We start from the raw sequence: 13,362 nt of genomic DNA on the forward strand, positions 1-13,362 counted from the left end.
ATCAAAGATTTGGTCGTAAAATCTTCAAAGGAGGATTTTTTGACACAAATCAAACATATCAAACAAATCAAAGATTTGTTTTGACAAAATATAAAGCGTCTTGTATTTTTTAAGAACATGAATGATGAGAGATATATGAGTCGAGCGATACAGTTGGCAAAAAAAGCAATAGGTAAAACTTGCCCTAACCCTGTAGTGGGAGCGGTGATTGTAAAGGATGGAGAGATTATTGGTGAAGGATACCATAGAAAAGTTGGTCTTTCCCATGCAGAGGTGGAGGCAATAAAGAGCGTAAAAGACAAAACGAAGCTTTTAGGTTCAACGATGTATGTAACATTAGAGCCGTGTAATCATTATGGGCGAACACCACCTTGTACACTGGCTATTTTGAATAGTGGCATAAAGAGGGTTGTGGTGGCGATGGAAGATCCCAATCCTCGATCTTCTCATGGTATAGCTGTTTTAAAACAGAAAGGGATAGAAACGAAAATTGGTGTGCTGGAAAAGGAAGCAAGAGAATTGAATGAGGTGTTTATAACGAATATAGATAAAAAAAGGCCATTTTATGCGTTGAAGGCAGCTATGACTTTGAATGGGCTCATAGCCCTAAGAGGCGGAAATTCTCAATGGATTACGGGTGAGAAGGCGCGTTTACATGCTCATTTTCTAAGGTCTAATTATACTGCTGTTCTTGTAGGTATAAATACCGTGCATATGGATGATCCTCTCTTAACCTGCAGATTGAAGGGCAAGATCAGGCAACCTTTTCGTATCATATTGGATACATTTTTGAAAATTTCTCTTTCTTCCAAGATTTTTAGTATCTATCCTCGAAAAATTCTTATTGCTTGCGGGAAAGAGGCGGATAGTGATAAGCAGAGAAAGATAAGAGCGATAGGTGTAAAGATAATCAAATGCAAGGCGAAAGACGGGAGAATTGATTTGCATGACCTTTCTCAAAAACTTTTTTCCTTAAATATATGCAGTGTACTGATAGAAGGTGGTTCACTTGTTCACGGCTCGTTTATAAAAGAAGGCTTGGTGGATAAGTGCTTTTTGTTTTATGGACCTATACTGTGTGGTTCTCACGGAGCTTTTAATGCCATAGGCTGTGATGCACCCAATAGCTTATCTCAGTCTCCGAGATTGACAGATATAAAATGCAGGATGTTTGGTGAGGATATTTTAGTGGAAGGCAAACCATGTTCAGCGGGATAATTGAGTGCACTGGAAAGATAAAAAACATTTCATGGAAAGGCAGAGGAAAAAGGTTAATTATAGGTATAGAAAAGATGACTGAAGAGGTAAACATTGGGGATAGCATTGCGGTCAATGGTGTATGTTTAACTGCTGTAGAGAAAAAAGATAATCTGCTATCTTTTGATGTTTCTCCGAGAACCCTAAGTACGACTACATTTTCTTATTTAAAAGCAGGAGATATGGTAAATATAGAAAGTTCTTTGGGTTTAAAGGATAGAATCAGCGGACATTTCGTTTTAGGTCATGTAGATGGCATAGGAAGGATTGTTAAGCTTTTTCCGTCTGGTGATTTTTATAGACTTGGTGTTTATGTAGATGAGAAATTGCTACAATATATAGTAAGTAAAGGCTCTGTTGCTATAGATGGTATAAGTTTTACTGTAGCCGATATAATAGGGGATAGTATTGAAATTGCAGTTATTCCATATACATTTAATATTACCAGTTTAAAAAGGAAGAGAGTAGGAGATTTAGTAAATATTGAGGTGGACATATTGGCAAAGTATGCAGAGAGATTTTTACAAAGAAGAGAGATAGATGAAGATTTCTTAGAAAAATATGGTTTTATGAAGGGGATGTGATGTTTGGCACGATGGATGAAGCTATTAAAGATATTAGGGAAGGGAAGATGGTCATCATGGTTGATGATGAGGATAGGGAGAACGAGGGTGACCTGGTAATGGCAGCTCAGTTTGTTACACCGGACAAGATCAACTTTATGACGAAATATGGGAGGGGACTCATCTGTCTGCCTATGACAGAGGAAATGGCAAACAGGCTTAATCTTAACTTGATGACAATAGATGAAAATGACAAATTTAAGACGGCATTTACCGTATCTATAGATGCTAAAAAATATGTAACTACCGGCATTTCTGCTTATGATAGAGCTTATACTATTCAGGAGGCGATAAGACCAGATACAAAACCTGAAGATTTGAGTAGGCCCGGACATGTATTTCCCTTAAGGGCAAAAAAGGGTGGTGTTTTGGTAAGGGCGGGGCATACGGAAGGTTCTACGGACCTGTGCCGCTTGGCAGGGCTCATACCAGCAGGTGTGATATGTGAGATATTGAATGAGGATGGGACTATGTCTCGCCGTGCTCAGCTTATGGATTTTGCCTCTCGCTTTAATTTAAAGATTATTACTATTGCCGATTTAATAAAATATAGGTTAAAAAATGAAAGGTTGATAAAAAGAATGGTGGAAGCAGAGCTTCCTACTCAGTATGGTAACTTCCGTGTTATTGTCTATAAAAATGAGATAGATGATTTTGAACATATAGCTTTGGTAAAAGGAACAGTGGCTACAGAGGAACCCGTTTTAGTGAGAATGCATTCTTCCTGTCTTACGGGGGATACATTGGGTTCTTTAAGGTGTGATTGTGGTCAACAATTGCATCGTTCGATGGAAATGATAGAGAATGAAGGAAGGGGAGTATTGGTATATCTGCAACAGGAGGGAAGAGGTATTGGGCTTACAAATAAGATTAAGGCCTATACTTTACAGGATGAAGGATTGGATACGGTGGAAGCCAATATAAAATTGGGATTTAAGCCAGACTTGAGGAACTATGGTATAGGTGCACAAATTTTAGTAGATTTAGGCATAAAGAATATGAGACTTTTGACAAACAATCCTAAAAAAGTAATAGGATTGGAGGGATACGGTTTAAAAATTGTAGAGAGAGTGCCTATTGAGATAGAACCTAATGAAATAAACAGGCGTTATCTTAAAACAAAGAAGGATAAATTGGGGCATATATTAAATCGGGTTTAAGGAGTAATTATGAACATTGAGGGGAATTTGGATGCTGTAGGTTTGAAAATTGGTATTGTGGTAAGCAGGTTTAACAGTTTTATTACGGAAAGATTGGTGGAAGGAGCAATAGACGCTGTTGTAAGACACAATGGAAAGGAAGAGAATATTGCAGTGGTTAAAGTGCCGGGCGCATTTGAAATACCATATGTCTTGAATAGAATGGCAAATAGTAAAAAATATGATGGTATTATCTGTTTGGGTGCTGTAATCAGGGGAGCAACCCCACATTTTGATTTTATTGCCAATGAAACAATCAAGGGTATTAGTTCTGTGGCTTTAAAGGCGGATATTCCTGTAGCGATGGGTATCTTAACTACAGACACAATAGAACAGGCAATAGAACGAGCAGGAACAAAGATGGGAAATAAAGGGTTTGATGCCGCAGTGAGTCTTATAGAGATGGTCAATCTCTATAAGAAAATATAATAATGTCTCGGAGAAAGGCAAGAATAGCTGTTTTGCAGGCTTTATATGCTGATGCTAATGTGAATGAAATTGAAGAACATTTTACACCTCTTAAGGAGAAGGATAAGATTTTTGCTAAGGAGCTCTTTGATGGTGTAAAATCGCATCAAGAACATATAGATAGTATAATTAAGTGTTATTCTACTAAAAAATGGCAAAATTTATATATTGTAGATAAGAATATTTTACGCCTTGCTGTTTATGAACTTTTATTTTGTAAAGAGACCCCCTATAAGGTGGTAATTAATGAGGCGATAGAGTTAGCAAAGACATTTGGTGGTGAAAATACGCGGGCTTTTATAAATGCTGTTTTAGATAAGGTAAAAAAAGATGAAAGAAAGATTAATTCTCGCTCTGGACATCAAGGAGAGAGAAGCAATATACAGTTTAGTTAAAGAGGTTTTGCCTTTCATAGAATTTTTCAAGGTAGGTTCGGTGATCTTTACCCGTTTTGGACCGGGGCTTGTCTATGATTTGAAAGAAAAGGGATGTAAGGTATTTTTGGATTTGAAATACCATGATATACCCAACACTGTTTATGGGGCTTGTTATCAGGCGGCAAAAATTGGTGTGGATATGTTAACCGTCCATAGCCTGGGGGGATATAAGATGATGAAAAGTGCAATGGATGGAGTAAAAAGATATGAAGATGAAAAGGGGAAAAAGGGTCCGTTAGTTCTTGCTGTTACCATATTAACCAGTATAGGAGAGGAAGAATTGCATAGTGAGCTTCTCATTAGAGAAAAGTTGAAAGATGTGGTATTAAAGATGGTGGAGAATTCTTCTAATGCAGGCATTGATGGAATAGTTGCTTCGCAGAATGAAATTTCTCTTATTAAGGATTTTAATAAAGATATTATTACAGTGGTACCAGGAATAAGACCAAAATGGTCAGAAAAAAATGACCAGAAGAGGATTACCACCCCTTATGAGGCGATAAAGAGTGGTGCGGATTATATTGTTGTAGGTAGACCTATTTATACACATCTTCACCCTAAAGAAGCTGCATTGAAGATTGTTGAGGAGATGGACAGTGCTGAAAGCTGATGATGTTTTAAGTTTATATAAGAGATATGGAGCATTCATGGAAGGGCATTTTCTTTTGTCTTCTGGTCTGCACAGCCGTTATTATCTACAATCTGCACTTGTTTTGCAATATCCGTCTGTTGCCGAGATGCTGTGCAGCAGTTTGGCAGAAAAATTTTTAGATAAAAATGTAGATGTTGTAATTGCCCCTGCTGTGGGAGGTATTATTGTGGCTCATGAGGTGGCAAGAAGACTGAATGTTAAGGCTATTTTTACGGAGAGACAAAACGGTGTATTTACATTGAGAAGGGGATTTTCTATAGATAAAGGAGAAAAGGTATTGGTGGTGGAAGATGTGGTTACCACCGGTGGTTCAGTGGAAGAGGTTATAAATTTGGTGATAGAATATGGAGGAGAGGTGGTAGGACTGGGTGTACTGGTGGATAGAAGTGCAGATTTTGCACCTTCTATTCCCTATGCTTATTTGCTAAAGCTAAATATAGAAAATTATGAACCAAAAGATTGTCCATTGTGTAAAGAAGGCATGCCTTTAATTAAACCAGGAAGCAAAGGCTTAAGGAGGTAAAAATGGCAAAAGTAGGTGTTGTTTTGGCAGGTTCGGGTGTTATGGATGGTAGCGAGATTCATGAAGCTACACTTGCACTGTATTTTCTGGACAAAGCAGGTGCAGAAATTGTTTGTATGGCTCCAGATGTAGATCAGCTGGATGTTATTGATCACTTAAAAGGTGAGCCATCGGATGAGACGAGAAATGTTTTGGTGGAGGCAGCAAGAATAGCAAGAGGGGATATCAAAGATATAAAAGAAATCAAAGCCTCAGGTTTGGATGCTTTAATCTTTCCTGGTGGATATGGTGCTGCAAAAAACCTGTGCAATTTTGCGGTAAAAGGTGCAGATTGCACTGTAAATCCTGATGTAGAAAGATTAATCAAAGAAATACATGAAGCAGGCAAGCCAATAGGATTTATTTGTATTTCCCCTGTTATCGCCGCCAAAGTGTTACATGCAGAAGTGACTATAGGCAGTGACAAGGATACTGCAGCTGCCATTGAGAAGATGGGCGGAAAACATGTGGTAAGAGATGTAGATGATATTGCTTTTGATGAGAAAAACAATGTAGTTTCTACTCCTGCTTATATGTTAGGACCTTCCATTTCTAAGGTTGCTTTGGGAATAGGAAGATTAGTAGACAAGGTGTTAGAGTTGGCTTAAGTGATTGAGGATTGGATAAGGGAGGCAAAAAAGAATCATAAGGTAGGCATAGTTCTTTTGCATAATGGCATAGTAAGAGCAACATCAAAAAAGGGTGATGTTGTAAACGGACTGATAGTAAAGGCAGATAAAAAAAAGATAAATGATATAGAAAACGAAGCAAGGAGAGAAAAGGGCATTTTTTATTGCAAAATAAAAATAAATGAAGGGAAACTAAAAGTAGGCGAAGACATTATGCAGGTGCTTGTAGCTGCAGATTTTAGAAAAAATTGTTTCCCTGTGATGGAAAAGATTATAGGTGAGGTTAAAGAGACAATATCCGAACAAGAGATATGAAACAACAGATCGTAAAAAGAATATTGGAACATTATAAAAATCCCAGTGTAGAATTGGATTTTTCTACTCCCTTTGAGCTTTTGATAGCTGCGATGCTGTCTGCAAGATATACCGATAAAAAGACAAATATTGTAACAAAAAGGTTGTTTTCTGCTCTTCATAGTCCGCAGGATTTTGTGAATGCAGGAGAAGAAAAGATTAAAAAATATATATCTTCTGTAAGTATGTATGAAACTAAAGCAAAATATATATATGGAATGTGTAAAATACTGGTTTCTGAATATGATGGAGAGGTGCCTAAGAGCCGTGAAGAGCTTATAAGATTGCCCGGGGTGGGAAGAAAGGTGGCAAATATGGTTTTGTCTTGCGCCTTCAGCATTCCCGCAATTTCTGTGGATACCCATGTAGCCAGAGTTGCCCAAAGACTTTCCTTGTCTCAACAAAAAAAACCAGAGAAGATAGAAGAAGATTTGATGCACATCTGTCCCAAAGAAAAGTGGAAGGATTTGTATTTAGGCATGATTCTTTTAGGTAGATATATCTGTAAAGCAAGAGAGCCTGAGTGTGAAAAGTGTTTCTTAAAAGATGTGTGTCTGGAGAAGAAATAATAAATAATTATTTTCCTGAAATAAAGAAAGAAACTATTCAAACATATCGCCAATTTTTTTAACATGCCTGTGTTTAATTCAAGAAAAGTTATTGTAGGGGTGTCGGGCGGCATAGATAGTTTTTATACCTGTCTGTTATTGAAGGAATGGGGTCTTGCAGTTAAAGCTGTGATGCTCAAGTTTTCTTCGCAAGACGAGGAGAGAGGAAGACTTTTGCATGAGAAACTTGACAAACTAAACATAGAATTGATAGTGAAAGATGCCGAATCCGTTTTTCAAGAAAAGGTGGTAAAATATTTTGTGGAAAGTTATAAGAAAGGTTTTACGCCTAACCCCTGCATCGCGTGTAATAGCAAGGTAAAATTTCCATTGCTTTTTGAGGAAGCTGATAAGGAAGAGGCTCTTTTTGTGGCTACCGGACACTACGCTAATATATGTAGAAAAAATGACAGCTTTTCTATTGTGAGAGGGAGAAACAGAGACCAATCTTATTTTTTGTGCGGCTTAGATCAAGATATGCTTAAGCGGCTGGTATTTCCTTTAGATAATTATAAAAAGAAATGGATAGGAGAACAGATTTTGGATTTTGGTTTTCACGATTTTATAGAGAGTAAAGATTTGTGTTTTGTATACAAAAATTACAGGACATTCATTGAACAATTTTTCCCTTCGAAGGAAGGAGAAATATTAGATACAAAGGGCAATGTTGTTGGCTGCCATCATGGTATTTCTCATTACACCATTGGACAGAGAAAAGGAGTAAAGGTGGGTAATACTCCGCGGTATGTTATAAAGATAAATGTAAAAAAAAATAGAATCATTGTAGGGGAAGAAAAAGAACTCTATAATAGAGTGTTCCTTGTTAAAGATTGCAACTTGTTTGTGAAGAAGAATTTTTTTAGAGGAAGAGAGGTTTTGTGCCAGGTGCGTTTCAAAACCAGACCCAAAAAGGCTATGATAGATATAAAAGATAATGAGTGCGTAGTCAGATTAAGAGAAAAAGAGAGAGCAGTTACTTCCGGTCAATTTGCCGTATTTTATTTTGATGATACATTGTTGGGGGGAGGATGGATATACCGTATCGTAAAATAAGGAAGAATATACTAAATCACTTTCGCTATGAAAGGTACTTGTTAGACATAGCGAAATTTATCAAGTTTAATCCTTATGATAGGGTGTGCGTGGTCTATAAAACTGTAAATTATTTAAAATCCCTTGTGCTTGAAAGTCTAAACTCCAAAGAGAATTTTACAGAATACAATATAGAGGAAGAGGAGGACATACAGTTTGAGGACAAATACGATATTTTTATTCTTTTTTTGATGGCTCATGCTTTAGGTGATGAAAAATTGGGAAAATTATTAGGAGACATTAAAGAGGCTTTGGTGAGCGACGGCAGCGTTTTTGTTGTTGATTATGCTCAGCCCAAAGGTATAGCAGGCAATTTTTTTAAGTTTGTCTTGAATATAACGGACAAAGATGCTTGTAGATATTTGGATAGAGGGAATGAAATTTTCAATAAATGCGGATTTACAGAGCAGGGGAGGGTCATTCTTAAGAGAGGATGTATAAAGGTAATACATTTTAAAGCAGGCTCACTATTAGAGGAAGGCTGACAATTGTAAACAGCATATTTAATGAGAATTTAACCTCTTTAGGATGAGAAGAAGAAATACTGAAATTACTTATGCTCATTTAGAGGTTTTGCTTCTTCTATGAGCATTATAGGAATATCTTCCTTTATAGGATAGATAAGCTTACACCTCTCGCATATAAGACCATCTTTTTCTTTGGTCAATTTTAACTCTCCCTTACACTTTGGGCAAACCAGGATTTCCAAAAGTTCCTTAGAAATCATTTCAAAAACATCCGAGCTGACATTCTATTAGCTTAATGTGCAACTTGTTTACAAGTTTTCCTACTTCTTTTGGTGACACATTAAAGTCTTTTGCTGTTTCCATACATTGTTTGCAGGTTATCTTTTCGTCTTTTGCCGCCTTTAGGATAGCTTCTTCTATTTTTTCTACACTTTCCATGCAAATTATATTACCTTGCATTGAGAACACCTGTCAAGCAAAAAAAAAGGATAAAAAGGGATCAGACCTGACCCCTTTAGTCCCTTCTAAGTTGAAAATTTAAAACCTTTTTGAAAAACTTTTAAACAAGCATCTACTACTTCAGGGTCATAAAGGATGCCTCTGTTTTCTGATATTTCCTGCAGTGCTTTGTCTATACCCAGAGCGGGTCTGTAAGGCCTGTGAGAAGACATAGCCTCAACCACATCAGCCACACCCAAAATCCTTGCTTCCAGTATAATCTCTTTACCTTTGAGACCATTTGGATAACCAGAACCATCCATCCTTTCATGGTGTTGAAGTATAGTTTGTGCTACCTGTGCCGGAAAATCTATATTTTTTATTATCTCATAACCTACTTGAGGATGGGTTTTGATCATGTTGAATTCAATCTCACTTATTTGACCAGGCTTACTTAAAATAGCGATAGGAATAGAAATTTTGCCAATATCATGGATAATTCCTGTTATCCGAACCCAGTTAATCCTCTCTTTAGAAAATCCCATTTCTTCAGCAATAGCACATGCAAGCTCAGCTACCCTCCGCTGATGTCCGGCAGTGTAAGGGTCTCTCATCTCTGTCATAAGCGCCATGGCGTTTATGACCTCTTCCATGATTTTTTGTAGTTTTTTATAACTCTGTTCTAACTCCTTTGTCTTCTTTTCAACCATCTTCTCCATGTCACGGGCATAATGTTCTTTTATCGCAGTTTCTATCTCTAATTCTCTCTCACGGGCAGAAAGTCCCCTATGCAAATAGAGAAATTCTATCCCTCTTTTTACAGAAGTGATAAATTCCTCTAAGGAAAAGGGTTTTTTCAAGTAATCAAACACTCCTAATTTCAAAGCATCTATAGCTTTTTCATAATCGCCATGCCCGGTAATGATAATAGACACAAAATCATCTGTAATTTCCCTGCATCTTTCCAGCATCTCCAGACCATTCATGTTCGGCATCTTGATATCTGCTACAACGACATCTATATGACTGCCTTTAAAAAATTCTAAACCCTCTATACCATCATAGGCAACATCCACTCTCCATCCTTCTTTTTCCAGTTCCCGCTTCAGATGGTGGCATAACCCTCTCTCATCTTCCACTATCAAAATGCGCTCTTTTACAGGTTCTCTCTTTGCTCTTTTCTGCTGAATACGAAACACAACCATGCTTAATTCTTTTAAAGAGATAGGTTTTCTTAAGAAATCTACTGCTCCCAGACGCATGGATTCTATTGCTTTCTCTTCATCACCGTAACCCGTGATTATAATAACCTCTACATCTATCTTTTCTTCTCGGATTTTCTTCAACAGGATAAGCCCATTTATCTCCGGTATACGAATGTCTAAAAGCATCAAGTCATAAGCCCTATTTTCCTTCTGAGCATCTCTTAACTTTTCCAAAACACCAGATGCTCGTATGCTGCAATCAACTTCATAATCTTCTTTCTCCAGTTCTCTTTTTAGACGCTGGCAGATTTCTATCTCATCATCAACAATAAGTACTCTCATTTCCTGCCTGCCTTTTTAAACCGATGAATATTAAGCTGCTCAATTCCTTCCTTTACAGAGATAATGAGTTCATTTAGGGGAAAAGGCTTTTTCAAATAATTAAAGGCACCTAATTTCAAAGCCTTCATAGCTTTTTCATAGTCACCGTGTCCGGTAATGATAATAGACACAAAATCATCTGTAATTTCCCTGCATCTTTCCAGCATCTCCAGACCATTCATCTTTGGCATCTTAATATCAGTAATCAGCACATCAATTTTATTTTTCTTAAAATAATTCAGACATTCCTCTGCACTGTATGCCGCTTTTACCTTCCATCCTTCCTTTTCCAGTTCTCGTTTAACAAGCCTTGCCAGTTCCCTCTCATCATCTACCACCAAAATATTGTAAAGCTCCTGTTTTTTTAACAGTTCCTCCACCTGGATTACCACTGTATCCAATTCATTTAGAGAAATGGGTTTTTTCAGGTAATCCCTCGCCTTCAGGCGGATAGCCTCAATTACCTTCTTTTCATCACGATAGCCACTTATAATAATCACTTCAATGCCTAACTTGTCTTTTCTAATATGAGAAAGGAGACTAAGTCCGTTTATCTCTGGCATCTGTATGTTGAGAAGCAAGAGATGAAATGGTTTGTTATTCTTTTTTGCTTCCTTTAATTTTTTTAGAGCATGAGAAGACGAAGTTTCATAATCAACACTATAACCCTCTTTCTCCAACTCTCTCTTTAGACGCTGGCAGATTTCTATCTCATCATCAATAATAAGTATTCTCATTCCTTCACAGGCAATGCTATTTTAAAGCTTGCACCCTTCATCTCATTATCCTCTACCCAGATTTTACCCTTCATTCGGGTTATAATACCATAAGTGATAGAAAGACCCAGACCAGTGCCTTCGCCCACCTCCTTTGTGGTAAAAAATGGTTCAAATATCTTCGTCTTAATTTCATCTGGCACCCCATACCCATTGTCTGCAAACTCAAAGACTACATTGTTGCCCTTTCTTGAGGTACTGCATCTGATTTTCTTCTGAAAACTTATTCCTTCTTTTTCTGCTTCAATACCCTTTTCATCCAGAATTTGACGAGCATTGGTGAGTATATTCACAAATGCCTGCTCTATCTGATTTGGTTCCACCTCAACTAAGGGTAAATTCTTCTCTATCTCGTATGAAACAGAGATATTATGCACCCTGAATTGTTCCTCTATCAATGTAAAAGCATTACTCAAAAGCTGTTCAGGCTTAACAGTTTTTACCTCTTCCGGCTGTCTGGCAAATATACGCATATGACTGATAATCTTGTCTATCCGTTTAACATTTTGCATTATATCTTTCAAATCCTGAGGAAGAAGACCGAAGTTTAAACGCTTTTTATCTATATCTCTCAACAGCCCCTCTGTAGCAGTAGAGATAATGGTCAAGGGCTGGTTTATCTCATGAGCTATTGCTGTAGCCATCTCACCCAGAGAAGAGAGTCTTGAGGTATGCACCAATTGCATCTCCAACTTTTCTCTCTCCTGTTGTGCTTTCTTTCGTTCTGTTATATCTATACCTCCCATGTAGATTATTGGTTTACCATTTAAGGAGAAAGATGAGGTGGCAGAAACATTACAAGCAAAAGCGCCCCTTCCTGGTATCTCTGTTGTGATTTCAAAATTCTTAATTTTCCCTTTTTCAGATACCTCATGTATAATTTCATCTATCTTTTCCTGGGGTAAATATTCATAAATAGATGTGCCTTTTACCTTCTTTCTAACAATTTCCTCAAATGCCTCATTTGCATCTATGATTTTTCCTTCTTTGTTTATGAGAATCTGAAAGTTAGGAGAGGTTTCCATCAAATGGCGAATATAATCTCGTTCCCTTATCAACTCCTTTTCTGCTCGTTTTCTTTCAGTAATATCCTCCAGTGTTTCCATCGCACCTACAATTTCACCGTTTATATCTGTAATAGAATTAGCGGTAAAACGAAGCCATTTTTTTATCTCAGGAAAGAAATCTATTGCTTCATAAGCCCCATCAATTAAGGAAGACTTTCTGTATTTGTCTTTATAATTCTTTTCAACCTCCTCTTCTGATGCTCCATCTACAATCAAATCTGCCATACACGGTCTTTTTTCAGTATAAAATGCCCTCCATTGTTCATCAGTTCCCATTATCTCTTCCTCTTTTATGCCGGTGAGGGACTCCAGAGCCTTGTTCCAGTAAATTACTCTATGTTTATTGTCAATTACAAAAGAAGGTATGGAATTTCCATGAACTATCTGTGAAATCTTTCCTTTTTCTTCCTCTTTTTTTTCGCAAATAGACCCGATGACATAAGAGACTACCACCAGAAAAACAGCACGAATTATATCACCTGAGATGTTTGTGCTCAGGAATAAAAGATGGCTGAGAATTAAAACCACAGCCAAAAACACAGCTATGAACAAACCTTTTCTTCGCCACCAGAGAGAAGAGAGAATGACAGGAATATAGAAGAAGTGAATAAAGATAGTTTCAGTCTTAAATACCGCATGAAAATAGTAAATTAAAACACAGGAAAGGACTATAAGGACAGCTATAGTCAAAATCTTAAATCTTTCACTCATAATCATACTTTTATAAAAATTAAGTCTAATTTATTTATATCACCTTTTGACATAATAATCCTTTTAATATAATAATCAAACCCAATTACAACCAACTTAAACAGCAAAAACCGTTCCAAAAATGAAAAATTTAGCCTCTGGATTACCACCGATTTACACAGATAAACATGGGGGGAGTTGATAGTTATATAGAAAAGCCATAAACTAATTATTCTGAAGCAAAGAAGAATTTAAGCCTCTGGATTCCCGCATTCGCGGGAATGACAGAGGGAAAGGTAATTCTGAAGTAGAAAGGAAGAATATTAGCCACAGATTAGCACCGATTTACACAGATAAACATGAGGAAAAAACATTGTTTTTTCCAAACGCATAATATTTCGTATTTTCTTAACATAAATTTTCATAATGCGACAGAAAAAGAAAGAAAATGTTGTAT

17 protein-coding genes are annotated in these 13,362 nt (G+C 37.0%); 12 read left to right on the forward strand and 5 right to left on the reverse strand.

The genetic code is table 11. From position 1 onward, the window contains the following. Nucleotides 1-117 precede the first annotated feature (117 nt). From ribD to J7J10_00445, 12 genes are all read left to right on the forward strand, one after another. Complete coding sequence (gene ribD, locus J7J10_00390; GenBank protein ID MCD6129404.1) at nucleotides 118-1,218, forward strand: bifunctional diaminohydroxyphosphoribosylaminopyrimidine deaminase/5-amino-6-(5-phosphoribosylamino)uracil reductase RibD; 1,101 nt, start codon at nucleotides 118-120, stop codon at nucleotides 1,216-1,218. Beyond that, nucleotides 1,203-1,841, forward strand: a complete 639-nt coding sequence (locus J7J10_00395) for a riboflavin synthase (protein MCD6129405.1) — start codon at nucleotides 1,203-1,205, stop codon at nucleotides 1,839-1,841. The genes ribD and J7J10_00395 overlap by 16 nt, the downstream gene beginning before the upstream one ends. Then, nucleotides 1,841-3,040 (forward strand): bifunctional 3,4-dihydroxy-2-butanone-4-phosphate synthase/GTP cyclohydrolase II, encoded by a 1,200-nt coding sequence (locus tag J7J10_00400; protein MCD6129406.1) that lies wholly within the window; start codon nucleotides 1,841-1,843, stop codon nucleotides 3,038-3,040. Before J7J10_00395 ends, J7J10_00400 begins: the two co-directional genes overlap by 1 nt. Before the next feature lie 9 nt (nucleotides 3,041-3,049). Then, nucleotides 3,050-3,508 (forward strand): 6,7-dimethyl-8-ribityllumazine synthase, encoded by a 459-nt coding sequence (locus tag J7J10_00405; protein ID MCD6129407.1) that lies wholly within the window; start codon nucleotides 3,050-3,052, stop codon nucleotides 3,506-3,508. 2 nt (nucleotides 3,509-3,510) lie between these two features. After that, entirely contained in the window at nucleotides 3,511-3,942 is a 432-nt protein-coding gene (gene nusB, locus J7J10_00410; protein ID MCD6129408.1) for a transcription antitermination factor NusB, read from the forward strand. Beyond that, nucleotides 3,878-4,594, forward strand: coding sequence for an orotidine-5'-phosphate decarboxylase (gene pyrF, locus J7J10_00415; protein ID MCD6129409.1), 717 nt, complete (start codon nucleotides 3,878-3,880; stop codon nucleotides 4,592-4,594). The genes nusB and pyrF overlap by 65 nt, the downstream gene beginning before the upstream one ends. Next, the gene (pyrE, locus tag J7J10_00420; protein ID MCD6129410.1) at nucleotides 4,581-5,159 is read left to right on the forward strand and encodes an orotate phosphoribosyltransferase; all 579 of its coding nucleotides are present in this window, start codon (nucleotides 4,581-4,583) and stop codon (nucleotides 5,157-5,159) included. The genes pyrF and pyrE overlap by 14 nt, the downstream gene beginning before the upstream one ends. Before the next feature lie 2 nt (nucleotides 5,160-5,161). Then, nucleotides 5,162-5,806, forward strand: a complete 645-nt coding sequence (gene elbB / locus J7J10_00425) for an isoprenoid biosynthesis glyoxalase ElbB (GenBank protein ID MCD6129411.1) — start codon at nucleotides 5,162-5,164, stop codon at nucleotides 5,804-5,806. After that, the gene (locus J7J10_00430; protein ID MCD6129412.1) at nucleotides 5,807-6,142 is read left to right on the forward strand and encodes a molybdenum cofactor biosynthesis protein MoaE; all 336 of its coding nucleotides are present in this window, start codon (nucleotides 5,807-5,809) and stop codon (nucleotides 6,140-6,142) included. Next, nucleotides 6,124-6,750 (forward strand): endonuclease III, encoded by a 627-nt coding sequence (gene nth / locus J7J10_00435; protein MCD6129413.1) that lies wholly within the window; start codon nucleotides 6,124-6,126, stop codon nucleotides 6,748-6,750. The genes J7J10_00430 and nth overlap by 19 nt, the downstream gene beginning before the upstream one ends. A 63-nt stretch (nucleotides 6,751-6,813) precedes the next feature. Then, complete coding sequence (gene mnmA, locus J7J10_00440) at nucleotides 6,814-7,842, forward strand: tRNA 2-thiouridine(34) synthase MnmA (GenBank protein MCD6129414.1); 1,029 nt, start codon at nucleotides 6,814-6,816, stop codon at nucleotides 7,840-7,842. Then, complete coding sequence (locus J7J10_00445; GenBank protein ID MCD6129415.1) at nucleotides 7,818-8,366, forward strand: hypothetical protein; 549 nt, start codon at nucleotides 7,818-7,820, stop codon at nucleotides 8,364-8,366. The genes mnmA and J7J10_00445 overlap by 25 nt, the downstream gene beginning before the upstream one ends. Nucleotides 8,367-8,431: 65 nt before the next feature. On the opposite strand, the gene J7J10_00450 is transcribed toward J7J10_00445, so the two are convergent. The 5 genes from J7J10_00450 to J7J10_00470 all read right to left on the reverse strand — a co-directional run bounded on the left by J7J10_00450 (nucleotide 8,432) and on the right by J7J10_00470 (nucleotide 12,926). Continuing rightward, nucleotides 8,432-8,608, reverse strand: a complete 177-nt coding sequence (locus tag J7J10_00450) for a Trm112 family protein (protein ID MCD6129416.1) — start codon at nucleotides 8,606-8,608, stop codon at nucleotides 8,432-8,434. Nucleotide 8,609: 1 nt separating this feature from the next. Next, on the reverse strand, nucleotides 8,610-8,786 hold the full coding sequence (locus J7J10_00455) for a hypothetical protein (GenBank protein MCD6129417.1): 177 nt from the start codon (nucleotides 8,784-8,786) through the stop codon (nucleotides 8,610-8,612). A gap of 86 nt (nucleotides 8,787-8,872) precedes the next feature. Then, on the reverse strand, nucleotides 8,873-10,333 hold the full coding sequence (locus J7J10_00460) for a response regulator (GenBank protein ID MCD6129418.1): 1,461 nt from the start codon (nucleotides 10,331-10,333) through the stop codon (nucleotides 8,873-8,875). Continuing rightward, complete coding sequence (locus J7J10_00465) at nucleotides 10,330-11,109, reverse strand: response regulator (protein MCD6129419.1); 780 nt, start codon at nucleotides 11,107-11,109, stop codon at nucleotides 10,330-10,332. The genes J7J10_00460 and J7J10_00465 overlap by 4 nt, the downstream gene beginning before the upstream one ends. Beyond that, nucleotides 11,106-12,926, reverse strand: a complete 1,821-nt coding sequence (locus J7J10_00470) for a PAS domain S-box protein (protein ID MCD6129420.1) — start codon at nucleotides 12,924-12,926, stop codon at nucleotides 11,106-11,108. The genes J7J10_00465 and J7J10_00470 overlap by 4 nt, the downstream gene beginning before the upstream one ends. Nucleotides 12,927-13,362 lie beyond the last annotated feature (436 nt).

It is taken from the genome of Deltaproteobacteria bacterium, from assembly GCA_021159305.1.
Classification (GTDB): domain Bacteria; phylum Campylobacterota_A; class Desulfurellia; order JAGGSF01; family JAGGSF01; genus JAGGSF01.